Annotated in this window: 22 protein-coding genes; 11 read left to right on the top strand and 11 right to left on the bottom strand. The window is 59.3% G+C overall.

Features of this window, described 5'->3' with window-relative positions:
• Positions 1-110: 110 nt before the first annotated feature.
• The 5 genes from G570_RS06635 to G570_RS06615 form a co-directional block, all read right to left on the bottom strand.
• On the bottom strand, positions 111-2,114 hold the full coding sequence (locus tag G570_RS06635) for a PAS domain-containing protein (protein ID WP_218915875.1): 2,004 nt from the start codon (positions 2,112-2,114) through the stop codon (positions 111-113).
• A gap of 474 nt (positions 2,115-2,588) precedes the next feature.
• Positions 2,589-2,924 (bottom strand): hypothetical protein, encoded by a 336-nt coding sequence (locus tag G570_RS06630; RefSeq protein ID WP_037500400.1) that lies wholly within the window; start codon positions 2,922-2,924, stop codon positions 2,589-2,591.
• Between the two features lie 584 nt (positions 2,925-3,508).
• Positions 3,509-3,925 carry a hypothetical protein gene (locus G570_RS06625; protein WP_051504113.1) on the bottom strand — a complete coding sequence of 139 codons (417 nt, stop codon included), beginning with the start codon at positions 3,923-3,925 and terminating at the stop codon, positions 3,509-3,511.
• A 119-nt stretch (positions 3,926-4,044) separates the two neighbouring features.
• Positions 4,045-4,311, bottom strand: a complete 267-nt coding sequence (locus G570_RS06620) for a DUF6894 family protein (RefSeq protein ID WP_037500399.1) — start codon at positions 4,309-4,311, stop codon at positions 4,045-4,047.
• Positions 4,311-4,808: an Hsp20 family protein gene (locus G570_RS06615; RefSeq protein ID WP_037500396.1), complete on the bottom strand. Its 498-nt coding sequence runs from the start codon at positions 4,806-4,808 to the stop codon at positions 4,311-4,313. Before G570_RS06615 ends, G570_RS06620 begins: the two co-directional genes overlap by 1 nt.
• A gap of 330 nt (positions 4,809-5,138) precedes the next feature.
• Between G570_RS06615 and G570_RS06610 the strand changes: the two genes are divergently transcribed.
• Both G570_RS06610 and G570_RS06605 read left to right on the top strand, forming a co-directional pair.
• Positions 5,139-5,723, top strand: a complete 585-nt coding sequence (locus G570_RS06610) for a hypothetical protein (protein ID WP_156930347.1) — start codon at positions 5,139-5,141, stop codon at positions 5,721-5,723.
• On the top strand, positions 5,720-6,406 hold the full coding sequence (locus G570_RS06605) for a hypothetical protein (protein WP_037500390.1): 687 nt from the start codon (positions 5,720-5,722) through the stop codon (positions 6,404-6,406). Before G570_RS06610 ends, G570_RS06605 begins: the two co-directional genes overlap by 4 nt.
• A 212-nt stretch (positions 6,407-6,618) precedes the next feature.
• Here G570_RS06605 and G570_RS06600 read toward each other — a convergent pair whose 3' ends face one another.
• From G570_RS06600 to G570_RS06590, 3 genes are all read right to left on the bottom strand, one after another.
• Positions 6,619-6,981 carry a low affinity iron permease family protein gene (locus G570_RS06600; RefSeq protein ID WP_084607572.1) on the bottom strand — a complete coding sequence of 121 codons (363 nt, stop codon included), beginning with the start codon at positions 6,979-6,981 and terminating at the stop codon, positions 6,619-6,621.
• A gap of 7 nt (positions 6,982-6,988) precedes the next feature.
• Positions 6,989-7,495: a hemerythrin domain-containing protein gene (locus G570_RS06595; RefSeq protein ID WP_425423550.1), complete on the bottom strand. Its 507-nt coding sequence runs from the start codon at positions 7,493-7,495 to the stop codon at positions 6,989-6,991.
• A gap of 371 nt (positions 7,496-7,866) precedes the next feature.
• Entirely contained in the window at positions 7,867-9,240 is a 1,374-nt protein-coding gene (locus G570_RS06590; protein WP_245600266.1) for an MFS transporter, read from the bottom strand.
• A gap of 506 nt (positions 9,241-9,746) precedes the next feature.
• Between G570_RS06590 and G570_RS13380 the strand changes: the two genes are divergently transcribed.
• The 4 genes from G570_RS13380 to G570_RS06580 all read left to right on the top strand — a co-directional run bounded on the left by G570_RS13380 (position 9,747) and on the right by G570_RS06580 (position 12,805).
• Entirely contained in the window at positions 9,747-10,358 is a 612-nt protein-coding gene (locus G570_RS13380; RefSeq protein WP_084607570.1) for a beta/gamma crystallin-related protein, read from the top strand.
• An 8-nt stretch (positions 10,359-10,366) separates the two neighbouring features.
• Entirely contained in the window at positions 10,367-10,687 is a 321-nt protein-coding gene (locus G570_RS14105) for an MliC family protein (protein WP_084607568.1), read from the top strand.
• 1,314 nt (positions 10,688-12,001) lie between these two features.
• The gene (locus G570_RS06585) at positions 12,002-12,193 is read left to right on the top strand and encodes a hypothetical protein (RefSeq protein WP_156930346.1); all 192 of its coding nucleotides are present in this window, start codon (positions 12,002-12,004) and stop codon (positions 12,191-12,193) included.
• A gap of 426 nt (positions 12,194-12,619) precedes the next feature.
• On the top strand, positions 12,620-12,805 hold the full coding sequence (locus G570_RS06580; RefSeq protein ID WP_156930345.1) for a hypothetical protein: 186 nt from the start codon (positions 12,620-12,622) through the stop codon (positions 12,803-12,805).
• A 5-nt stretch (positions 12,806-12,810) separates the two neighbouring features.
• Here the strand turns inward: G570_RS06580 and G570_RS06575 are convergent, their stop codons facing one another.
• Positions 12,811-13,074 (bottom strand): hypothetical protein, encoded by a 264-nt coding sequence (locus G570_RS06575; protein ID WP_037500377.1) that lies wholly within the window; start codon positions 13,072-13,074, stop codon positions 12,811-12,813.
• Positions 13,075-13,097: 23 nt separating this feature from the next.
• On the opposite strand from G570_RS06575, the gene G570_RS06570 reads away from it, so the two are divergent.
• The gene (locus tag G570_RS06570) at positions 13,098-14,321 is read left to right on the top strand and encodes a threonine synthase (RefSeq protein WP_037500374.1); all 1,224 of its coding nucleotides are present in this window, start codon (positions 13,098-13,100) and stop codon (positions 14,319-14,321) included.
• Between the two features lie 262 nt (positions 14,322-14,583).
• Here the strand turns inward: G570_RS06570 and G570_RS06565 are convergent, their stop codons facing one another.
• A complete protein-coding gene (locus G570_RS06565; RefSeq protein WP_037500371.1) occupies positions 14,584-15,042 on the bottom strand; it encodes an Lrp/AsnC family transcriptional regulator in 459 nt (152 codons plus the stop codon).
• Between the two features lie 213 nt (positions 15,043-15,255).
• Between G570_RS06565 and G570_RS06560 the strand changes: the two genes are divergently transcribed.
• The 4 genes from G570_RS06560 to cysI are packed head-to-tail and all read left to right on the top strand — an operon-like array spanning position 15,256 to position 20,892.
• Positions 15,256-16,029, top strand: a complete 774-nt coding sequence (locus G570_RS06560) for a phosphoadenylyl-sulfate reductase (protein ID WP_051504109.1) — start codon at positions 15,256-15,258, stop codon at positions 16,027-16,029.
• Entirely contained in the window at positions 16,029-17,402 is a 1,374-nt protein-coding gene (gene cysG, locus G570_RS06555; protein ID WP_169731734.1) for a siroheme synthase CysG, read from the top strand. The genes G570_RS06560 and cysG overlap by 1 nt, the downstream gene beginning before the upstream one ends.
• The gene (locus tag G570_RS06550) at positions 17,399-19,189 is read left to right on the top strand and encodes an assimilatory sulfite reductase (NADPH) flavoprotein subunit (RefSeq protein ID WP_037500366.1); all 1,791 of its coding nucleotides are present in this window, start codon (positions 17,399-17,401) and stop codon (positions 19,187-19,189) included. The genes cysG and G570_RS06550 overlap by 4 nt, the downstream gene beginning before the upstream one ends.
• 8 nt (positions 19,190-19,197) lie before the next feature.
• Positions 19,198-20,892 carry an assimilatory sulfite reductase (NADPH) hemoprotein subunit gene (gene cysI, locus G570_RS06545; RefSeq protein ID WP_037500363.1) on the top strand — a complete coding sequence of 565 codons (1,695 nt, stop codon included), beginning with the start codon at positions 19,198-19,200 and terminating at the stop codon, positions 20,890-20,892.
• Between the two features lie 49 nt (positions 20,893-20,941).
• Here the strand turns inward: cysI and chrA are convergent, their stop codons facing one another.
• Positions 20,942-22,150: a chromate efflux transporter gene (gene chrA / locus G570_RS06540; RefSeq protein WP_051504107.1), complete on the bottom strand. Its 1,209-nt coding sequence runs from the start codon at positions 22,148-22,150 to the stop codon at positions 20,942-20,944.
• Between the last annotated feature and the right edge of the window lie 3 nt (positions 22,151-22,153).

Below are 22,153 nucleotides of genomic sequence, written 5' to 3'. Positions count from 1 at the left end.
CTTGGAAATCGGCAAGGTCGCGAGGACCTAGATATATAGGACTTAATGGAGGTCGCCCGAAGTGATGTGTTCGGTTTACCAGTCGAACCCGTGCGCATGTGTCAGCCTCTTCAGGCTTTGCTTGAGCTAAGCAAACGCCGGACCCGATTTTGAAGCTCATCAACTGAGAATGGCTTGGTGAGAATCTCCATCCCGTGCCGTATGTGGCCATGGTTGAACGCTGCGTTTTCCGCGTAACCGGTGATGAATAACACCGGGATGTCGTGACGCTCCTGTTTAATAGCATCCGCGATCTGTCGACCGTTCATCCCTCTTGGCAGGCCGACATCTGTCACTAGAATGTCTATATTTTCTGTCTTGCTTGCAACGCTCAGAGCCTCGATGCCGTCAGCAGCCTCTAATGTTGCAATTCCAACTTCCTGGAGAGCGTCGGCCACCAACATGCGTACCGTGGGCTCATCGTCCACTATTAACGCCACCTTCGAATTGGTTAGCGCGTGGACTTCGGCGCTCGGCCTGTCCGGCGCGGCTTGCGTTACTTTGCCCAGATGACGAGGGAGGTAAATGCAGACCATGGTGCCACTGCCTGCCTCGGAATAGATCGCCACGTGTCCGTCGGACTGCTTCGCGAAGCCATAAACCATGGACAGACCTAAGCCGGTCCCCTCTCCCATGGGTTTGGTGGTAAAGAAGGGGTCGAATACCCTTTCGCGTATTTCTTCGGGAATGCCCGTGCCCGTATCACTGACACAAACCGAGACATACTGGCCACTTCCGATGTTCAACTTGGCAGACTGCGCGTCGTCGACCCATCTGTTACCAGTCTCTATCGTCAGCTGCCCTCCTCCAGGCATGGCGTCCCGGGCATTGATACAAAGATTTAGAATAGCGTTCTCAAACTGATTTTGATCGACCAACGTCGTCCAGATTCCCTTTGTCGCAACAAGTTCAACCTCGATCTCCGGCCCTACGGTCCGACGTATTAAATCGCAAAGATCAGCAAGCGCATCATTGAGATTGGTGGGCGATGGAGTGAGCGTCTGCCGTCGGGCGAAAGCAAGAAGACGATGCGTCAGGGCGGCAGCTCTCCGCGTAGCGCTCTTACCTGCAATGAGATATTTCTCGACGGCCTCGATGCGGCCTTGCTGCAATCGTGTTTCGATCAGTTCGAACGATCCTGATATGGCAGTAAGAAGATTGTTGAAATCGTGGGCGAGACCACCAGTCAATTGCCCAATTGCTTCCATCTTCTGTGATTGCCGAAGGGCATCCTCAGCCGCCTCTCGACGCGTTTGTTCAGCTATTGTCGCAGTCACGTCGTGGCCAAACTTATACGCTCCTACGATATCGCCCTTCGAGTTTCGCAGTGGCCGCATACGCAGCTCGATGTGCCGTGTCGTGCCGCCGACTTTGAAACTTTCTACGACCTCGAACTCTTCGCCAGCTAGTGAGCGTCGCCAGCGGTCCGACATTTGCTTCAAATTATCGGGAGCGGCCGACAAAAGCTCGACCAGACTATGTCCAGCCTCGACCGTTCGATCGAAGCGCTGCATGAACTCTTTCGAAGCCGCTTCATTTGCTGCGACGATGTTAAGATCGGGGTCAACGACCAACACTGCGACATCCGAGGATTGAACCAGCGTCGCAAAAAGCTCTCGCTCCTTTACGGCCTCCTCCATCCGCTCACTAAGATGTAGATTTTCCCCCTCGAGCTCCTGCTTAGCGGCACGCTCACGCGTGATGTCTTGGAAAAGTACCGCGACGAGCTTGCTGTCGGCTGGCTCAAGACGGAATGCACTCAGACGAAGCCAGCGGCCGGTCGCGACCAGCTCTTGCTCAAAATGGATGGGCTCGCCCGATTCCAGGACCTTCCCGTAGCGAGCTATCCACGCATCCGCTTCATCTGGAACCATCTCGCGGAGTTTCTGCCCGACCACATTCGGAATTCCCGCGTGGCGCGCGTAAGCGGCATTCGCAGCGATGTGAATGTAATCGCTATCCGGTCCGAACTCGCTGTCGAGGAACTTGATGACGCAGAAACCTTCGTCCATCAGATCGAAGAGTTGACGAAAAATGGGCAGAGCCAATCGAGCGTGACGGTCGAGTTCTTCCACGAATACTCTCACCATGCCCGCCCTCGCTTTCACTAGCGGCTCGGACTGGCCGAAGCCATCAATTAATCCCATTAGGGTCGCAACGTCCGGCCCAGCGGGGTCGCTCGGCCATTACGATCGCTAGGTGTCGGCTCGGGCCTGTTCCTTTTTCGGGCCAATTACGGAAGATGCGCAGCAGGCAAATGGGCCGACTAATACGCAGCCGACCCGACGCCACTTACAGAAAGCGGCCCCGCGCAACTTGGGGAGGCCTGGATGCGAAAGGGGCCGAGCGACATGAACGTTCGGCCCCCGCCATAGTTGCGTGCAAACCAAGTTGCTTCATTTGAGGAGCTGAAGAAAGTCGATCACAGACCGGCGCTCAGTCCTTTCAGCCAAAAATACAGCAATTGAGCTGTATCAGTTCCCTTAGCGGTATGTCCTAAAAGCAACATTAGGATTTGAGTCGTTAACAATGGCCCTGAACCGAACACATCAAAGATTCATGCCAGCGTGTCCGAGCCAGATGACAATAAGTAAGCTGACCGCGACAACCAAGGCCCCGACAAACAAGCCCTGAAATGATGATCGAAAAAGATCGGGCCGGTCGTGTTTTAGTGCTTCCACCGCTGCCCAAGCTTGCCTGTTGGCCGACAATAGGCCGAGGTCAAGCGCAGCGGCATTTTTGAGATAGTCGGCGGCAAGCCGAGCCTGCTCATCATCGATATCTGGATAACGCTCGAGCAACAGCTCGGTACGTTGAAGGCCCTCGCCGTCCTTGGCAAGGCGCACGCGCGATTCAAAATTTGACATAAAAAGGTCCTCACCCACCGGCGAGAACCGGAGGGCCTGTTCAGTTCAGAGAAAAAAGGAATTGAATGAATGCCGCCTGCGGGGGCCCCCGCGCCCAGTAAATTGGGGCTGCTATGCCTGGGAGAAATATCCGAAAGGACTTTGTAGCGGCTGTTTTTATACGCTGGCGGTCGCTTGGTGAACTTCCCTCGACCAATATCGCTAACGGTCCGTCGCCGCCCGCCGGTACGCTTTTGGACCCAAGCTCTTTTTTTGACAGCGCTAACGAGAACGGGTTCCGCGTGGCGACGGGCAAGGTAGCCGAAGTCCCGCAGACCGTCACCGCGGTATGTCCCCGAATTTCGTCCTGGGACTTGGGACCTGATGCGCTCAGCAGCGCAACTGCGATCAGCAGGCGGGCAACCAACTTTGCAAGGAAAAATGTGGATTCCACGCAATCGCGTTTGGACTTACTCGGCCCGCGATGCAACCAATTCGAAGGACTTGGGCTCGGCCAAGGTTGATCGGCGTTGGCCTACCGGTGTAAACGAAACTCCCGCTCACACGCTGCGCTGAAATTCTCTGGGGCTCCCCGCAAGCAGACGGTCAGCTATCGGCCAAAATCAGTCCTCTAGGCGCTTCGCAAATCGAACCGCTCGCTCGATATCTTTTCCAGATCCCTGAATAAGATCGATGGGTTTGTCACCGGCCAATCCATCTTCAGATCGAAGCAAATACTGGAGCAGGCGCCATCCGCTCGTATCGGGCGCCGCCTTAAGAATGGCGATCAATCCTGGTCGGACCCTTCGTCCGTCGAATTGGAGAACCGGAAAGCGGAGTTCCCCGTTATCATCAACGGCTAATACCTCTCGAGCTGCTACGCAGTTACGAACCTCCTCAACTGTGGAGAGATCCAATATCACGCGTATTTCGTCGGCATTCATCATTCCACCGGATTCTGCGATCAGCCTGCACTTGAAATTCGCCGCGTTTTGTTGCTGCTCGCGCAGTTGGGTTTGACTGAAATCGTTCGTTGCCATCGCCCAAATATGAGCCGGGTGCCGAGCACGTGCAATGACCGATCTCGACGGTCGCGTCCCCAATGCGGACGATCCGCTTTCGGCCAGGTCCGGCCGCCGATCCAGAATGCGGCCCGGCATCAGAGAGGCAATTTCAAAACGGCTCGTTGGAATTCGTCGACCACCTCCAGCCAGCCAAAGTAAGGTGGCTTGCCGGCCAAGATGCGCGCTTGCCAAAGGTCGACAACGTGGGCGTCGGCATATTCTTTTGCAGCCTCGGTGTGCGGGAGGTCCATTCCCACCAGATCGGGGATTGTGCCGTCGGCCGCATGAACGTTGAAAAAGTACCTCACCTCGATCGTTCCGGGAGAGGGCAGGCCCCGGGAACGCCGGGGCCTGCGCAGCATCAAGCGTCTTGGAGTTGCTTCGATGACTTCTTTGTCCGTTCGACATCGTGCTTAGGAGCGTCAAGCCGGCGGGTCCCGCCGCCGCCGATCTCGATCTTGCGCGGTTTCATCGCCTCCGGGATTTCCCTGCTGAGCTCAATCGACAACAGGCCGTCCTTCAAATCGGCGCCGGTCACCATGATGTGGTCGGCCAAGCCGAAGCGGCGCTCGAACGACCGGTTGGCAATGCCGCGGTGAATGTAGGTCGCGGCATCGTCCTCACGTTTTTGACCTTTGACGATGAGCTGATTCTGATGCGCGGTGATGTCGATCTCGTCCTGCGTGAACCCGGCCACCGCAAGCGATATGCGGAACTGATTATCACCGAGCTTGATGAGGTCGAAAGGCGGGTAGTTGTCCTGCGACTGACCCGAAGCGCTGTTCTCCAGCAGCTCGAACAGCCGGTCGAACCCAACCGTGGAGCGCCGGAAAGGCGCGAAATCGAAAGCGCTTGGCATTTTCCATGTCCTCCATCTGAAGCGACTGGCGGACATCGGCACCAGGCCGAGGCCCGTCACCGGGCCCGACTTGGCACCCGGCGGCGGGGAAATAATTTCGACAATTTGGTTTTCAAGGGGTCCGTTCAGGTCTCAAATCGACCTATAGCGCCCCGAAGGAGACTGTCCGCTTTCGGCCAAAATCCGCTCTCTCAACTTGAGCGATCACGAGTAACGGCGAGGTTAAGCTTGTCCTCCCGGCTAGCCTTGTTATCTTTCCTACGCTTGAGAATTGGGGGGCAACCGAACGTGAAAGCCTACTGGGCGCTTCTAGCCGCAGGGGTTGCCGTCATGGCCAGTGAAGCGAACGCCACGCAATACGCCTGGTGCAAAATCACCGGGCTTGGACATGTGGACATGGTGACCGGCGTTATCGAGATTGGCGAGGAAACCGAGGACTTCACGGCTTTGGATAGTGGGCAGTGGCCAGTGGAATTCGCTGAAGCGTTTGTCGCCCCGAACGGTGATCGGCCACAGATCCAAGGCTGTAGCCGCGAAAACAGCATGAAGCTTGTCGAGGAGAACTGGCAGAAGGAGGAATATTGGGCCCGCGAGGGCGGCTACAAGTTCGTTCGGACCGGCTGGCTCGGGGGTAAGCCTGCTGCAGTTGATCGCGGCGACCCTGACAAACGGCCAGAGAGGGGATTGGTTTTCGCAACCCCCGGCTCTAGTGGCCCATCTATGCCTGCAGTCGGAAACAGTGCGGCTGCCATCGCCAATCGCGCAAAAGATGATGCAGCCATCCTTGAAGCTCAGAAAGATGCCGCCGCGGTTAACGCGAGGCGAGTCGCGGACGCTGCCCGCAACCAGGCCGACACGCTGAGAAAGCTTGCCAAATTCATGCAAGAACTCGGGCAGCGCGGGAGCGCCCAATGATCCGTTCGCTTGCGCTCTTGATCGCCCCGTCGGCAGTCTTAGCTTCGCCCGTGTCTGGCCAGTTGATGGGAGCGACCGAGCTGAAGGTCGGAATCGCGGCCAAAGGTGCGCCAGCCACGAAGCCGGCAGCTGACATCTATTACGTCGTCGGCGAGTCCGGCGCCAAGGAGACATACACTTTCAAGGGCTTCGGCCCCGCCAGCCTGACGTTATTCAGTCCCGACGGTAAGGAAATCCTGACATCCGCCGGCGCCGGCACCATTAAATTGCAGGTGGTGTTACCCTTCACTGATGTATTCACGATTGCAGTTGCTCGAAAGGAGCCCGGACGAACCTACACTTTGAACCGAACCTCTACGGTGCCGACCTTTGAAGAAGCGTTCCTCGCGAAGGGTGCAGGTTATTTCGGCGCGTGCTGGCTCATCCCCGGCGTAAAGCTGAGAAGAGTGTTTTCAAAAGGCTTTGAGGACCTCACCCTTGCCGCCGATCGGCACTCTTTGTCGTTCGTCTCCAACGGGCCTCTCGGTATAAGACCCGGCGATGTTTCGGTCACTTACGACGGAACTAGAGTGCACCAGATCACTAAGTTCGCGGATGGAACCGAGCGAGAGATTTCATTTCAATTCACGCCCGAGTTTAATCTAAGCCCGTCAACCAAGTTTAACGGCTACTTATGCCAATGATACGGCCAGCGTTGCCGCAAAAGCGATGTAGCCCTTACGTCGGCCACGGCATGGTTAAGTCAGAACTCGGTTTGCATAGCAAACGACAGGAAATGGCAGGCTTTTACCCCAAAGCCGCCGGTAAGCTTTCGGCCACAAGCGGAAACGGACCTAGCTCCACGAATACCGACCTTGGTCCGGCTCCTTTCGCCCTGGTCAGCATTCACAAATAGTCACTCACTGTTGCCTTGGTTTCGGGTCGTCGCCCTGTCTGGCCGCTCCCGTTCGATCTTGTCCTCGCTATCCCGTTCAATCCCGATCATCTCATTTCGCGCGCGGCGGTTGGCGCTGATAAGCTCGTCAAGCTTTGCTTGCAAAGCTGCTCCATCCCGATTCTGCGTCGCTTGCAGGATTGGCAAAAGAAGTAGCGTGACAATGCTTATCGACAGATTTGCGCCGTTCAGGAAATGGTCGTTGTTGGAGAAATAGGCCCCTATGCCCACGCCGGCGAGCAGCAGGCAAAGGGCGAACATAGCAGGTCGGCCTGTGAAACGAGCGCACCCGGCTGTGACTTTTTCAAACCACCGATGCAGCATGGCGGCATTAGACCTCCGCTGTGTTCATTGTCGTCAGGGTTGGCGTCGGCACTCCCTCCGCCTTGAACTTGTCGGTCAGTTCCTGCTTTCGCGCTGCGAGCTCTTCACCCAGCGCGTCCATATCGAGGCCGGCCTTGCGGGCCTGTGCGAACAGGCCTTCCATCCGCTTTTCCTCTTCCTGGACGTGGTGTTCGATTTCCTCGCTCAGGACCTTTACCTTACTGTCGTAGAATTCGTCGTCCGCCCCCCCATTCAGGATTTCGGCGATCAGCACCTTGGCGCCATCGTGTTCGACGTAACTCTCTTTCAAGAGGTCCTCATCGACCTTGCCCTGACAGGCCGGGTAGAAAATCTCTTCCTCGATCGTCGCGTGCACGGACAGCTCAAGGCAGATCTGGTTCGCGATCTTCTCCTTGCGCCCGTTGCCGCTCGCTTTTTCGAAATCGGCGAACAGCTCCTCTACCTTGCGATGGTCGGACTTTAGCAGCGCTACAGCATCCATCTTCTCAGCCACGGTACTTCTCCTCTCGCCGAACCAATGCAAAAGAGTGACCAAAGTTTCGTCGAGTTCCCGACAGTGAACGAGCTATCTTGCTCGTAAACACCGAGAGGAGGCTGTGCGTGCGCGCATTCCATATCGGGGTGGGTCGTTGTTTCTGATCTAATCTGACCTATCGGCTGGAATTGGCATATTCGCGCGTCGAAGCAGACAGTCAGCTATCGGCCATATCCGGTCAGTTGGAGCGTCGCATGGAATGACTGCTTTCCACCCAAACTTGCCGTGACCTGAGCGCCGATCGGCCGGTGGCGGCAAACGACCCATTGCGGACATTAGCCGTATGGCCGCAATGCGCCAGTTAGCAAACGGCCCTCTACGGCTATACGTCAGCCTGCCTCCAATTCGCGTAGCGAGCGGCCACGAGTTTCGCGGCCAGCGTAGGCGACTAGGCCAGCTGAAAGCGCTACGGGCCCTATCAGCGCTAGCGCCGCACCGCCGAGTGTCGGAATTAGTCCGGCCAGCGCGAAGGATTGGACCGCGACGCCGCCGACCTTGCTGGCACCTGCAACCACCCCGGTCGCGCGGCCACGGATTCCCAACGGGTAATTCTCCGCGGTGTAGGGCAGCAGTACCGCAATCAAGCCGTTGGTGCCTACCACCAGCAGGGTGATGACGGTAATCAGCACCGGCTCTAGCGCTAACGTTTGAGCAGGAAGGATAGCCCCGCCGAGCCCTGCCAGCGTAAGCAGGGTGGTCAGTACCAGTGTCTTCTTGCTGCTCCAGCGGCTATAGAGCAGCGCTCCGATAGCAATGGTCGGCAGCGCCAGCAGCGTGGACTTGGCAATGATGCTGCTTGCAACCGACGCACTGAAGCCGCGGGCTTCAAGGTCGGCCGGCAGCCATAGCAGCAGTCCGAAGTTGACGAAGCTCCATGCCAGCGCGGTGATGACCAACGCAGCGGTAAGTTTGCCATGGCGCTGAGCTGCAACAGCGGCATCGGCAGGGACCTCCACCGGACGGCGACGGGCGATGCCGAAGCGCATCTCCATCTGCTTAAGCTCATCCGTACGGCCCTGTTCAAGCAGGAAGCGAGGCGATTCCGGGATCCAGCGCGCCAGCGCAAGCAGCAACAGTCCCGTTGGAGAACCCTGCAGCCAAAGAGCGCGCCAGCCATAGGTCGGCTCAAGCAGGTACGCGGCGCCGCTGGCGGCAAGATAGCCGCCTACAAGCCCGATCCCCCCGACCAGCACCAGCACCCAGCTGCGATGGCGCGGCGGCATAATCTCGGCCAGCAGCGTGTATACCACCGGTAGCATCCCGCCTGCCGAGCAGCCCATCAGGAAACACATCAGAAGGTTCCACTGGAAGGCCGGCATGGCCCCGCAGATGGAGGTGCTGACGAACAGAATTGTCGACAGCAGGATCGTCGAGCGCCTGCCATAAACATCGGCCAGCCAACCCCACAGGAAGGATCCCACGGTGGTTCCGGTCAGCGCGACGAACGGCAGGTAGGCGGCGGTCGATTTTTCGATATCATATTCCCCGCGCAGCCCAGGTAGGACGAACCCGAGGGTGGCCGGCTTCATAACATCAATCACGAGCCCGATGATCAGGACGATTAGGACGGTCGCGTGCCAGCGATTGAGCGTGGTCGTGTCCGAAGCTTCAAACAGCGTGCCGTAATGGCTGTCGTGCGCCATATGATTGGCAGGCAGCGCACCATAGATCGCCAACGGAACGCCGATGATGATCGCGGCCATGCCAACGTACATTTCTGGGTCCATGGGGCGACAAACTGTGGAACTGGAGGGGCTCGACTATCGCTGTAAAACGCAATGGCTCAACCGCCAACGGAGCGAACTTTTTTCGGTCGGGCGACATTGCCATCCGCAGCATTTCAACCACTTCGACTTCCTATACGGCGAAGAGCTATGGCAGCCCAACTTTACAGGTCTTTACTGCCGAATGCCTTGTTCGGCGCACAGCCGAGGACACCAGTCAGGAATATGTTCCTTGCCACTTAGTGCTCGACGACAGTGATCCGGCTTATCCCCCGGTACGAAAGCGATTTGAGGTCCGAATCGTTAATGACGGCAATGACATTAAACTGCACAATTTGAAGCTAAGCCTGCCGCACGGCTTTTTTGATAGGCCCTGACGGCCCAGCAACTCTAGTTGCAGCCAGATTGGCTTTCTTGGTCAAGCGAGTGCAGTCTAGCGTATCAGTGAGTGTTGCGTTCAGCGTGCCAACCTGAAGGAGCAACCCATGCGTCGATTTTCGAGTGCCCTTTGCGCCTGCACCTTCGCTTTTGCGATTGTCGCCTCCTCCATTTCAGCGCCGGCCATTTCGCAAGACGACAAAATGGCTCGTCCACCTCAGGGACCCGAAGCGACCTTTTATCGCGACATCAATTTCCAGGGCCCTGCTGTGTTTGTCAGTGGACCAAACCCAAACCTTGGGCTGGCGTGGCGAGTCAACAGTATTCGAGTTAAAAGCGGTCGTTGGGAGCTTTGCGAGCAAACCAATTATCGGGGACCCTGTCGCACCTATGACCGCGACACAATCATGCTCGGCTCGCCTCTGAGAGGCCGGCAGGTACAGTCGATCCGACCGACGGGGTGGAACGGTTCTCCCGGTGAACCTGGCAGCAACCAGTCGCTGCGTGGCATGGCGGCGCAGTTCTACCCGGCCCCAGCTCAAAATGGATATCGCGTTTTGGCTTGCCGTAGCCAATCGGCGAACGCGAGTTGCGCGGCCGAAACTGCGGACCGCTTCTGCGCATCGATGGGGTGGCGGGCTTCAGCGCGACAATCTCTCGAAACAGTTAGAGGCCGAGTTTATCTTGCCGACGTTCTTTGCAGCAATACTGGCTACTGAGGTTTGTAATGGTCAAATTCGTGTGGCGGGGCGTGGGCGCCGTTATCCTTGGCGCGGCACTTGGCTGCGCGCCTGTGGACGGGCCCGGGACCAGCGTCTTCTATGAATGCCAGCCACCAAAGTCGCTGAGGGTCGACTACAGAGGCTCCGAGGCGTGGGTATCCGTGGACGGAAGCCGAGCAATCAGGCTCAAACAAGAGCCGTCGGCGTCTGGTTTGTCGTATCAAAGCGGCGGTTACCGATTGAGGACGAAGGGTAGCGAAGCCATTTGGACCGGTCTGACAAGGGAAGCTCCCTACCAATGTCGACAGGTTTTGTTGCCCGGATAAGTCCGGCCGTCAGGGCGAACAGTCAAGCGCTACCGAGCCTCAACACTTGAGCACGATGTTCGCTTTCGACCTAGATCGGACCTTCGCCGTCATGTTCTGAATGACCGTCCCATATCATCTCGGCGAGTTTCGCCGCCAACTCACATTTCGACCTCGATCGCTGCTTGTAGGACTATCAAGGCACTTGATTTGACGTCATTCCTGGTGAATTTGGCAGGCAACTCTAGGTCAAATCTCGGTATGACATGGATCGCGTAGAGCATTGGCGAAAGCTGGCGAAAATCACTCGGAATGTCGCAGGAACGACGATCGACCCCGCAGACCGCCAGAAACTAATCGAGCTTGCAGACCACTACGACGCTCAGGCTCTACGTCGAATTGAAGCGCTGGAGCTGGCCAAGCTATCGGCTGAGAGAAAGTCACGTGATTAAGCGCCTTTCTGTTAAGAGTCGGGCTGGAAGGTCAGGTATCCGATGTCGAACGGGTGCCCGAACAGGTCTAGTTGAGCGATGGACTATTTAAGCTCTTTTCATCACCTGATACACTCTAGCTATCCGCTGAGTTCTTGAACAATGCGGTTACCCCCGATGAAAGGGTCGGTTCACCCCTGTGGCCGGCCCTTTCGCATTCCTGATGCGTTTCCAAACAGTGCTAAGCATCCGGGCAGCCCCTGAATTAGGCAATGTGGAGGCCTTGGACAATTCGGCGCATATCTTTGGCGGGATGTCGATTGTGCGGCTCTGGCTGATTACCACCGATCAGCATATCCCTAAAATACCGCAGCCGAGTCGGCTGATTGTTTACGCCTTCCCTTCATGAGACATAAGCCGCGCTGATGCTGCTTGCTTCAGTGCGGCATTTTCTCGCTCAACCGCAGCTTGGCAAAAAAATTCGCGGCACACCTGCTATAAATCGCTCGACGTAAACAATTACCACCCCGGCATATCAAAACGATAGACATCGAAAACGGCGCCTCGCCCTTTTGGCATTCCCTGCTGTCACACTGTGGGGGGAGCAGAAACCCGACCCGCGCGTGTTCCCAACTTTTCGATACCGTCATGAGCATTTCGTTAGCACTGAACACTGCTTCGCGTACCAGTCCCGCACGGTGAGCACTTGGCTCCGTTTAGCGATATGATATGGTGGCCATCCGCCGACGTTTCGGACGTAGCCCTTGGCAAACCTCGGGGAAGCAAAGGGTGAGGCGGACGATACCCCCTATGTAACAGCTGCGAAAGTCCCCGTCGCTAGGCCTTTCACATTTTTGCTATGTTCATCCATTAAGCCTACAACACATTTGCCGAAGCCAGTTGAGTGAGATTGCGTATGTTGCAGGTCGAGCAATTTCGGCAGCTAGCCGCAGTGGCAAGGAACATGGCGGCGGTAGAGCCGATAGCCTTAAAAAAAGCAGAGTTAGAAGAACTTGCGCTCGATTACGAACGCAAGGCTCGTAACCGTGAGATTCAGCTTATTCTCGAAGCCGGAAAGACACACCAAGCCAGTTAGCGGCCAATTCTGGCCTTCTCCTAAGCTTCAACTTGCTTTGCGGACCAATCCCGTCATGCCAGCACTTCAAACGGTTGCAGTTCGCTCGCCAATCCGCGACACTTCATCGCTCTCGATCAAAGGGCCAACGCAGTACCCTGCCGCCAGCCCTTTCGCTTATCGATAATATTCTACCGCGAGCAGGCCCAGCATTAGCGCCAGGCCGACGCCAACCATGGCCGTGACGATCCATCGGCACTGCTTGGCAGCACGCTCGCGAGGCGAGTTTGGTCCAATCATGCGGCCGTAAGTATTTATGCTGGGGCGAGTTCCAACTCCTTTGCGACCAAACCCCGCAAGATCCGACCAACGGCCGTTCGTCCCGATCAACGGACCTTTCGTGGAAGGCCGCTGGACCTGTGCCGGACGGTCACCGATCCGGTCTGAATGAGTATGTTTGTAAAACGGCGTTCTGATCCTTCCCCTACCGAAGCCGAAAACGTCCCGCCGATCTGGGAAACGCTAGCCGAGCTATTCAACGAGGAAGCGATCGCGGAAGAAGATTTCGAGAAGGCGGCCGACGCGTTTCGCTGGTCCGCCCTTTGCCGCGCCATGGCAGAAAGAGCAGGCTGACCGCGTCAAGAAACCTGCCCCCATTGTCGCTTCACCTTCGCCAGCACTTCGCGGTGAAACTGAAGGCAGATGCGGTAAATGTGGTTGATGCCGTCGCCGCGGTCGTTAGCTTTGTCCAGCGGTCCGGTCTGGCCGACGAACCCTTCCCGCCACGGTAGCGCGTCCTGGTGCCCGACCTCCGCCTCTGAAATTGATTCTGTGACCGCGTTTATAGCTTCGGCATCTAACGAATGTCCGCCCCCCCAAACGTAGCAGTCATTGACCGCCACGCCCTTCCCCCTACACCGACCTCATGAACGAAAATCTTCGTGCTGATCGGCGGACCTACGTCACGCATCTCGAATGTTCGATGACGGGGGAGCGGTTCGAGGCGGATCGGTTGCAGGGGTTGTCCCGCGTCGGCCGTCCGCTGCTCGTCCGCTACGATCTCGATGCAATCCGGGCTTGCGTGTCGCGTGAATTGATCGAGACGCGGCCAACAGACATGTGGCGCTGGCGCGAGATGCTGCCGGTGCGCCGCACTGAAAGCATCGTATCGCTCGGCGAGATCGAAACGCCGCTGGTCCTTATCCCCCGCTCGGGCGGTACCAATGTGCTGATCAAGGACGAGGGCAGGCTTCCAACCGGATCGTTCAAGGCGCGCGGGCTGGTGATGGCGGTGTCGATGGCCCGCGAGCTCGGCGTTGAGCGGATCGGCATGCCCACCAACGGCAATGCCGGCGCCGCGCTCGCCGCCTATGCCTCGCGGTGCGGGATCGAAACGGTGATCCTGTGCCCCGAGGAAACGCCGGAAGTGAACGTCCGGGAAATCGCCGCGCAGGGCGCGCGGGTGTGGCGGGTCAACGGCCAGATAGACGATTGCGGCGCGATCATCGGAAGGGGCGCCGCAGAGGGCCGCTGGTTCGATTTCTCGACGCTGAAAGAGCCCTATCGGATCGAGGGGAAGAAAACGATGGGCTTCGAACTCGCGGCCCAGTTAGGGTGGGAGCTACCCGACGCGATTTTCTATCCGACCGGCGGCGGCACCGGCCTGATCGGCATGTGGAAGGCGTTCGACGAGATGGAGGCACTCGGATGGATCGGCTCGAAGCGCCCGCGAATGTACGCCGTTCAAGCGTCCGGCTGCGCCCCCATCGTGCGCGCCTTCGAAGCGGGCAAGGAACATGCAGAGCGCTGGGAAGACCCGGCGACAGTCGCAGCCGGAATCCGCGTGCCCCGAGCAGTCGGCGACTTCCTAATCCTCCGGGCGGTTCGGGAAAGCGGCGGCCGAGCGATGGCGGTCGGCGACCCCGCGATCCTGAAGGCGGTGGATGCCGCCGCACGCAAGGACGGACTATTGCTATGCCCCGAAGGCGGCGCGACGCTGGCCGCCTACCACGCGGCGGTGCGCGAAGGTTTCGTCGAGCCTTACGAAAAGGTCGTTCTGTTCAATTGCGCGACGGGGCTGAAATATCAGATGCCGCCGACAACGAACGTGCTCGACCGGCATGGCGAGATCGACCTTTCGGTGCTTTAGCGAGGGTTGGATCTTCGCATGACTATGTCCGCAATCGACCCAAAGCCGAGGCTAGACGATTGAAGAGCGCAATCGCCCGGCTAGTGTAGAAAGGTCTGGAGGACCGTAGCCGGAACTTGGCCGGTCGAGCCGTCAAGCAATTGCGTTCTACCCGAAGTCGGTCTCGAAATGGCCAAATAGGTCCGACTTCGGGGCCGTAAACTCGGGGGCGGCCGCACCTCTCCACCTCATAATGCAACACATGGTTAATCTGAAAGAGCCGTCAGATGTGCAAAAGAGAGTAGGCGGTCGAGACTTTTATTCGTTCCATGGCGAATCGTGACGTGACATTTTTTAGCGCGACGCTCCCGATCAGACGCTGATAGAATTTGTCGAACTCACCAGTGGATCCGACCACCACGCGAAGTAAATAGTCTACGTCGCCAGCCATTCGGTAAACGTCCATGACTTGCGGCAAGGCGGTTGTGAACGCGATGAATTGATCAGACCATTCGCGCGAGTGATCGCGGGATTCGATCTCGACGAAAAAGGTCAGTCCCAATCCCAGTTTGTCCGGATCGACGATGGCGACCCGGCGCTGGATAATGCCGTCCTTTTCCATCTTCTGGATCCGGCGCCAGCAAGGCGTTTGCGATAGGTTCACGCGCTCGGCGATCTCGGAGACCGGAAGCGACGCATCCTGCTGGAGGATTTCGAGGATTTTATGATCGGTACGGTCCACTCAACTTTTCCAAAATCTGAGTATATTTTCCTAAATTTGGCCTTCACCGCCTCGTCTATCATGCTTTCTGGGGGGGCCGACTTGACGCAAGCGCTCCCTCTAAAGATTTGAGGCCAACCATCGCATCGAGGCGGATTTGAAGCAAGGGTCAAACAATCGGTCATAGATACTGGGCTTGGAAGATTATTCTAATCTGGAGGTTTTTGAGGTTCAATGACGGCCATCTTTGCCACCGATGTCACGCCTGCCATTCCCGTCCTTGTCGGCGAGAGGCTTGCCTACCTCAACAAAATTGAACCCAGCCCGATCGACCGGTTGCGCGCGATGCGGGAAACCATTCCCGGACGGCTGATATTCACGGCCGGCTTCGGCATGGAGGGTCAGGCGCTGTTCCATATGATTTGCGAGGCAGGGCTCGACGTCGAGTTCGTTACGATCGACACCGGTCGGCTGTTCCCCGAAACCTACGAGCTCTGGGCCAAAACCGAAGAGCGCTACGGCATTCGCTTTCGCTCGCTCCACCCTGAGCCTGCCGACCTAGCCGACCTCAACAACCGCTTCGGCGCCAACGGCTTTCAATGGTCGAAAAGCGCGCGCCTGGCCTGCTGCCACGCGCGCAAGGTCGCGCCGCTCGAAAAGGCTTTGGCGGGTGCGGAAGGATGGATCACCGGCCTTCGCGCTGACCAGTCGCACGCGCGCCGCTCCGCCCGCTTCGCCGAGTGGGACGCGCACCGCGATCTCATCAAGGCCGCGCCGCTGTTTGACTGGACACGCCGTGAGGTCGAGGATTTCTGTGCCGCCAATGACGTACCGATAAATGCGCTGCACGCTCAGGGCTTCGCGTCGATCGGTTGCGAGCCTTGCACCCGCGCCATCCAGCCGGGTGAAGAGGAACGTGCCGGACGCTGGTGGTGGGAAGCGGATTCGAAACGCGAATGCGGCCTCCATGTGGTGCGCCGTGAACCGGCGGCGGCCGGAGACCGATGATGAGTACGCCGGTCTCCGCGCCGCCGCCCATCGCCGCGCTTGCTACCTTGCCGCTGTTCCTCAAGCTGAAGGGCCGCAAGGCGCTGGTCGTCGGCGGTTCGGCGGGTGCAAGTTGGAAAGCCGAATTGCTTCGCGCGGCGGGCGGCAATCTGGTGGAACGCGGCGGGGACGAATGGACCAGTGCTGATTTCGCCGGGGCCGCGATCGCGGTTGCGGACCTGCCTGAAGCCGAAGCGCGGCGTTTCGCCGCCGCATCCCGCCAAGCCGGCGTGCCTGTTGGGATTGTCGACCGGGACGACCTCAGCGACTTCCAGTTCGGAACGATTATCAACCGCTCCCCTGTGGTGATTTCGGTATCGACCGATGGCACGGCGCCGGTGCTCGGCCAGTCGATCCGCGCCAAGATCGAAAGCGTGCTGCCGCGCGGACTTTCGCGCTGGGCCGCCACGGCCAAGGGCTGGCGCGCCCGGCTCAAGACCGACGCCAGGGATTTCGAGCGTAGACGGGCCTTCTGGCGCCGCTTCGCCGACGCTGCCTGGGCTGACCCTGAGCGTGAACCCAACGATCACGACTATGTCGCACTGTTGCAGGGCGTTCCGCAAAAGGTTGGGTCGGTGACGCTGGTCGGTGCGGGTCCGGGCGATCCCGAACTGCTGACCTTGAAGGCGGTTCGCGCGCTGCAACGGGCGACGGTCATTCTCTACGACCAACTCGTTGGCCCTGAGATCCTCGAACTGGCACGGCGCGAGGCGAAGCGGTTGCCGGTAGGCAAAAGCGGTCATGGACCCTCGACCCGCCAATCCGAGATCAACCGTCGCATTGTCGAGCTCGCGCTGGCGGGCGAAACCGTCGTCCGGCTGAAAGGCGGAGACCCGTCAATCTTCGGCCGCGCGACCGAGGAACTCGTCGCCTGCCAGGCGGCTGGCGTGCCGGTCGCAATCGTCCCGGGAGTCACCGCGGCGCAGGGGGCCGCCGCCTCGCTTGGTCTGTCACTGACCGAGCGCGACCATGCCCGCCGCGTGCAATATCTCACCGGTCATGGCTCGGACGGCAAGCTGCCGACCGATATCGACTGGCGCTCGGTCGCCGATGCCGAAACCACCACCGTCCTGTACATGCCGCGCAAAACGTTGGCTGAGTTCGTTACGCGCGCAATTGCTGCAGGTCTCAATCCCTCGACTCCAGCGGTGGCCATCGCCTCGGCCACGCTTCCCGGAGAGGCCTCAACCGCGACCCGGGTGAGCGACATTCACCGGACCATGGCCGACTTCCCCCCCGGCGCGCCGGTCACGGTCATCATCGGCTGGGTCGCGCGCCACCATCTGCGCGCGTCGCTCGCCACCGCCAGCCAGCAAGAAGGCCTTGCGTCATGACCGCCGAAATTCCCGTCCGCGACGGCGTCCTCAGCATCGATCAGTGGCAGCTGCTCGACCGGCTTGCCGCGACGATCAGTGCCCAGCAGGCGCGTTGGATCAGCGGCTATTTTGCAGGGCTCGACCATGGCCTGTCGCGTATCGGCGGCATCACGCTCACTGCGCCTCAGGCACCCCCCGCCCGTTCGCTCACCATCCTGACCGGCAGCGAGACCGGCAACAGCCGCGCGCTCGCTGCGGCCTTACTGGACGAAGCGGCCGGTCGCGGACTCAATGCGCGGAAACTCGACCTTGCCGATTACAAGCAGCGCGAGCTGAAGGACGAGGACGACCTGCTGTTCGTTGTCAGTACTCATGGCGAGGGCGACCCGCCCGCGTCGGCGCTGGGTTTCTTCGAATGGATCGAGGGGCCGCGCGCACCTCGGCTTGAGGGGAAGCGCTTCGCCGTGCTTGCGCTCGGCGATTCCACTTACGAGAAATTCTGCGAGGCCGGGCGGCGGATCGATGCGCGGCTTGAGGCATTGGGGGCAGACCGGCTGGCCGATCGGATCGACTGTGACGTCGACTATGACGAGCCTGCGGCGTCGTGGCGTACGACAGTGCTCGACCTGCTGGCGACAGACGCGCCCTCGACCGTGCCGGCTAGCGTCGCCACACCGCTACGCGTGGTCGCTCCGGTCCATGATCGCCGTAATCCGTTTACGGCAACGGTGGTTGAGAATATTCCAATTGTTGGCCGCCATTCCACCAAAGAATCGCGCCATGTCGAACTCGATCTTGGCGGGTCCGGCCTTGCCTACCAGCCAGGCGACGCGCTCGGCATACTGCCTACCAACAATCCGCATGCGGTTGAAGCGCTGCTCGCCGCGACTGGCCTTTCGGCGAATGACGAAGTTGCCGTCAAAGATACGACCCTGACATTGGGTGACGCGCTCGCCCACCGGCTTGAGATCGTCGCAGCCACTCCTCGTTTCCTCGATCAATGGTCGGAGCTCAGCGATGCGTCCGAACTGAGGGCGTTGAAGACTGCACTGGCCGATCGCGCCGCGTTTTTGCGCGACCATCATGTCGTCGACATCGTGGAGCGTTTCCCGGTTCCTGGGATCGATGCGGCGAGCCTTGTTGCCAGTCTCCGCCCGCTGCAGCCGCGGCTCTATTCGCTTGCATCGAGCCAGGCTTTTGTGGGAGACGAGGCGCATCTGCTCGTCGCGCCAGTCCGCTATGAATTGTATGGTAGCCCGCGCGGCGGCGTCGCCTCGACCCAGATCGCCGACCGGCTGCCGCTAGGCGAGACAGTCCCGGTCTACATCCAGGAGAACCCCAACTTCCGCCTGCCCGCCGACGATGTGCCGGTCGTCATGGTCGGTCCCGGCACCGGGGTCGCGCCGTTCCGTGCCTTCCTGCAGGAACGCGAGGTGCGTGAGGCCAAGGGACGCAACTGGCTGTTCTTCGGTGAGCGCAATTTCCGCAGCGACTTTCTGTACCAGCTCGAGCTGCAGAAGTGGCTCGCCGATCGCCTGCTGTCGCAGCTCGACGTCGCCTTCTCGCGCGATGGTGAAAAAACCTATGTCCAGCATCGCATGGCCGAGCGGTCGCGCGACCTCTACTCCTGGCTCGAGGAAGGCGCGCATCTTTATGTCTGCGGCGACAGCGCGGCGATGGCTCCAGACGTCAACGAAGCGCTGATTGCCATTGTCGAACGCGAAGGAGGCAAGGGCCGCGAGGCGGCCGAAGACTATGTGCGCACGCTCGCCGCCGACCGCCGTTACCAGCGCGACGTATACTGAGAACAGGCATGACCGACACTATCGACCGCAGCACGGACATCTCTCAGCCGCTCGACCGGCTGTCAGCCGACGAGACAATCAAGGCCGAGAGCGATTACCTCCGCGGCCAAATCCGCTTCGACCTGCTCGACCGGATCACCGGCGGCGTGACCTTCGAGAGCAACAAGCTCATGAAGTTTCACGGCATCTACCAGCAGGACGATCGCGACATCCGCGACGAACGGCGCCGGCAGAAGCTGGAACCTGCCTACACTTTCATGATCCGTGTCCGCCTGCCCGGAGGAGTCTGCACGCCGGAACAATGGCTTAAGGTCGACGAACTCGCCCGCGTCCATGGGGGCGACACGATCCGTCTGACGACACGCCAGACTTTCCAGTTTCACTGGATCATCAAGGAAGAGATCCGGTCGACGATCGAAGGGCTGCATTCAGTGCTGCTCGACACAATCGCGGCCTGTGGCGATGACGCCCGCGGGGTGATGGCGACCGCCTATCCGACTGACTCTACGCTCGACCGCGAGGTTGCCGAGCTTTCGAAGGCGCTAAGCGACCATGTCATCCCGCGGATGAACGCCTATCACGAGATCTGGCTCGGCCAAGAGCGGATCGCGACGTCGGAGGAAGAGGAAGAGCCGCTCTACGGCCCAACCTATTTGCCCCGGAAATTCAAGATAGGCTTCGCCATACCCCCATCGAACGACGTCGATATTTACACTCAGGACTTGGGCTTCATCGCCATTGGCGACAAAATCGGGCTCGAGGGCTTCAACGTCGTCATCGGCGGTGGGATGGGCCGGGCTGACAACGACCCGAACACCTATCCGCGCCTGGGCAATGTGATCGGCTTCATCCCCAAAAACCGGCTGCTCGACACCGCGACCGCGGTGATCGGCGTCCAGCGCGACTATGGCAACCGCGCCTCCCGCCCTCGAGCGCGATTCAAATATACCGTCGACGACAAGGGTCTAGACTTCATCAAGGGGGAGATTGAGCAGCGGCTCGGCACCCTTTTGGAGCCAACCCGCCCCTTTTCCTTTGACTCGAACAGCGATCGCATCGGCTGGTACCAGACCGACAACGGCATGTGGAACATCGGCCTGTTCATCGAGAATGGGCGGATTTCGGACAGGCGTGGGCAGCGGTTGCTAACCGCCTTGCAAAACATTGCGTCAGTCCATCGGGGCCAGTTCCGCTTGACGCCGAACCAGAATCTAGTGGTGGCAGGCGTGGCGGCGGAGGACCGCGATAGCATCGATGCGATCCTCTCCACACATGGTGTGGGTACAGGCGCTGAACCCAGCGGATTGCGGCGCAACTCGATGGCGTGCGTGGCGCTTCCGACCTGCCCTTTGGCGATGGCGGAAGCAGAGCGCTATCTGCCTTTGCTGAACAGCAAGATCGAGGCCCTGCTCGCCGACCAGGGCCTATCTGAGGAACCCATCACCATTCGTATGAGCGGCTGCCCTAATGGTTGCTCACGCCCCTATATCGCGGAAATCGCCCTGACTGGTCGCGGGCCCGGTCGATACGACCTCTGGCTCGGCGGCAGCCACGTCGGCGACCGCCTAAACCGGATGGTCGCGGATAATGTCGGGGAAGAGCGCATTGTAGCGATCCTTGCGGAGAACATTTCCAAATTTGCAAAGGATCGTGACTCCGGCGAACGATTTGGCGATTTCCTTGCCCGAATTGAAGAGACATAATTCTGAAAGGAACTACGTGGCCGCAGGCGTAGACGTTCGCAAAAATCGATCAGGTGAACGCCACCACCCCGGCTAGCGCGGTTCCGACCACCACCGCAGGCACCGCAATCCTGGACCGCGAATATATTAGACATCCGAGTGCGGCGGCGAAGATGAGGATTGCCGGGAGAAGTGCAGGGATCGACCTTGCCAAAGCCCATGCCAATTCGAATGCCGTGACGGCAATGAGCCCCACCACGCCGGCTGCAACGCCTTCGAGGAAGCCATGCAGCCGACTATCCTCAATGACGCGCTCCAGCTGGTCGTAAAACAGCAGGGTGAAGGCGAACGCCGGAAGGAACATGCCGGCCGTCATAGCCAACGCGCCGCCGAGGCCGGCGGCGACAAAGCCGACGAACGTCGCGAAGATAACCAGTGGTGCCGGGATGATGCTGGACAGGGCAATGCTGTCCAGGAATTGGCTCTCGCTGAGCCAGCCTCTGCCGACCACATCGTCACGGATGAAGGGAATTGCAGTGTAAGCGCCACCGAACGTCAGGAGACCAGCCTTCAGACCCGATAGAAAGAGCGCGAGCAGGCTGGCACTTGCTGGCGCTTGCGTTGGACTTTCGTGGGCAGAGGAGGAGAACCCAGCGAACGGCGAGACCGGCATCATGGCAACAAGCACGATTGCCGATACGGCCAGCAGTGCCGCGATCCGCCAGTCCTTTACTGTTGCAGCGATCAATCCCGCCAAGGGAAGCAAGATCCAAAAACTCAGGCCTTGCCATGTCAGCGCCGCACTGGCGATCGCCATCGTCCAAAGCACGCCATTGCCCAGCGCGTGGCCGGCGATCCGGTGCAAGGCGCGAACGATCAGTGCGATGACCCCGATCTGGAGACCGGTCAACAATGCCGCCACGATCGGCTGGTCGAAGTCCAAGCGCTGGTAGAGCCAGGCCAGGCCAAGGACCAGAACCAGGCCTGGCAACATGAAGCCCAGTCCCGCGACGAAGCCGCCCAAACGCTTCCCCTTAAGCATGCCGAAGTGGACGCAAAGCTCATGGGCTTCGGGTCCGGGCAGGATCTGATAGACCGCCAGCAGCCGGTTGAATTTGGACGGCGAAATCCATTTTTCTTCGTCGACCAGCTCACGCTTGATCATCGCGATCTGCGCAACGGGCCCGCCCCATGCGAGCATGCCGAAGCGCAGAAATCGCCAGAAAAGGGCAGGGAGCGTTTGGCGCGACGAGGTGGCACCGATCCGATCATCCGACATCTG

The organism is Sphingomonas jaspsi DSM 18422 (genome assembly GCF_000585415.1).
Classification (GTDB): domain Bacteria; phylum Pseudomonadota; class Alphaproteobacteria; order Sphingomonadales; family Sphingomonadaceae; genus Sphingomicrobium; species Sphingomicrobium jaspsi.
This window is presented reverse-complemented; position numbering and strand designations above follow the sequence as displayed.

Bases quoted from the DNA above. Each gene is read 5' to 3' on its own strand.
- G570_RS06625 (WP_051504113.1), bottom strand. From the start codon at position 3,925: ATGGCAACGAACGATTTCAGTCAAACCCAACTGCGCGAGCAGCAACAA.
- G570_RS06620 (WP_037500399.1), bottom strand. From the start codon at position 4,311: ATGCTGCGCAGGCCCCGGCGTTCCCGGGGCCTGCCCTCTCCCGGAACG.
- G570_RS06615 (WP_037500396.1), bottom strand. From the start codon at position 4,808: ATGCCAAGCGCTTTCGATTTCGCGCCTTTCCGGCGCTCCACGGTTGGG.
- G570_RS06610 (WP_156930347.1), top strand. From the start codon at position 5,139: ATGGCCAGTGAAGCGAACGCCACGCAATACGCCTGGTGCAAAATCACC.
- G570_RS06605 (WP_037500390.1), top strand. From the start codon at position 5,720: ATGATCCGTTCGCTTGCGCTCTTGATCGCCCCGTCGGCAGTCTTAGCT.
- G570_RS06600 (WP_084607572.1), bottom strand. From the start codon at position 6,981: ATGCTGCATCGGTGGTTTGAAAAAGTCACAGCCGGGTGCGCTCGTTTC.
- G570_RS06590 (WP_245600266.1), bottom strand. From the start codon at position 9,240: ATGGCCGCGATCATCATCGGCGTTCCGTTGGCGATCTATGGTGCGCTG.
- G570_RS13380 (WP_084607570.1), top strand. From the start codon at position 9,747: ATGCGTCGATTTTCGAGTGCCCTTTGCGCCTGCACCTTCGCTTTTGCG.
- G570_RS14105 (WP_084607568.1), top strand. From the start codon at position 10,367: ATGGTCAAATTCGTGTGGCGGGGCGTGGGCGCCGTTATCCTTGGCGCG.
- G570_RS06580 (WP_156930345.1), top strand. From the start codon at position 12,620: ATGAGTATGTTTGTAAAACGGCGTTCTGATCCTTCCCCTACCGAAGCC.
- G570_RS06570 (WP_037500374.1), top strand. From the start codon at position 13,098: ATGAACGAAAATCTTCGTGCTGATCGGCGGACCTACGTCACGCATCTC.
- G570_RS06560 (WP_051504109.1), top strand. From the start codon at position 15,256: ATGACGGCCATCTTTGCCACCGATGTCACGCCTGCCATTCCCGTCCTT.
- cysG (WP_169731734.1), top strand. From the start codon at position 16,029: ATGAGTACGCCGGTCTCCGCGCCGCCGCCCATCGCCGCGCTTGCTACC.
- G570_RS06550 (WP_037500366.1), top strand. From the start codon at position 17,399: ATGACCGCCGAAATTCCCGTCCGCGACGGCGTCCTCAGCATCGATCAG.
- cysI (WP_037500363.1), top strand. From the start codon at position 19,198: ATGACCGACACTATCGACCGCAGCACGGACATCTCTCAGCCGCTCGAC.
- chrA (WP_051504107.1), bottom strand. From the start codon at position 22,150: ATGTCGGATGATCGGATCGGTGCCACCTCGTCGCGCCAAACGCTCCCT.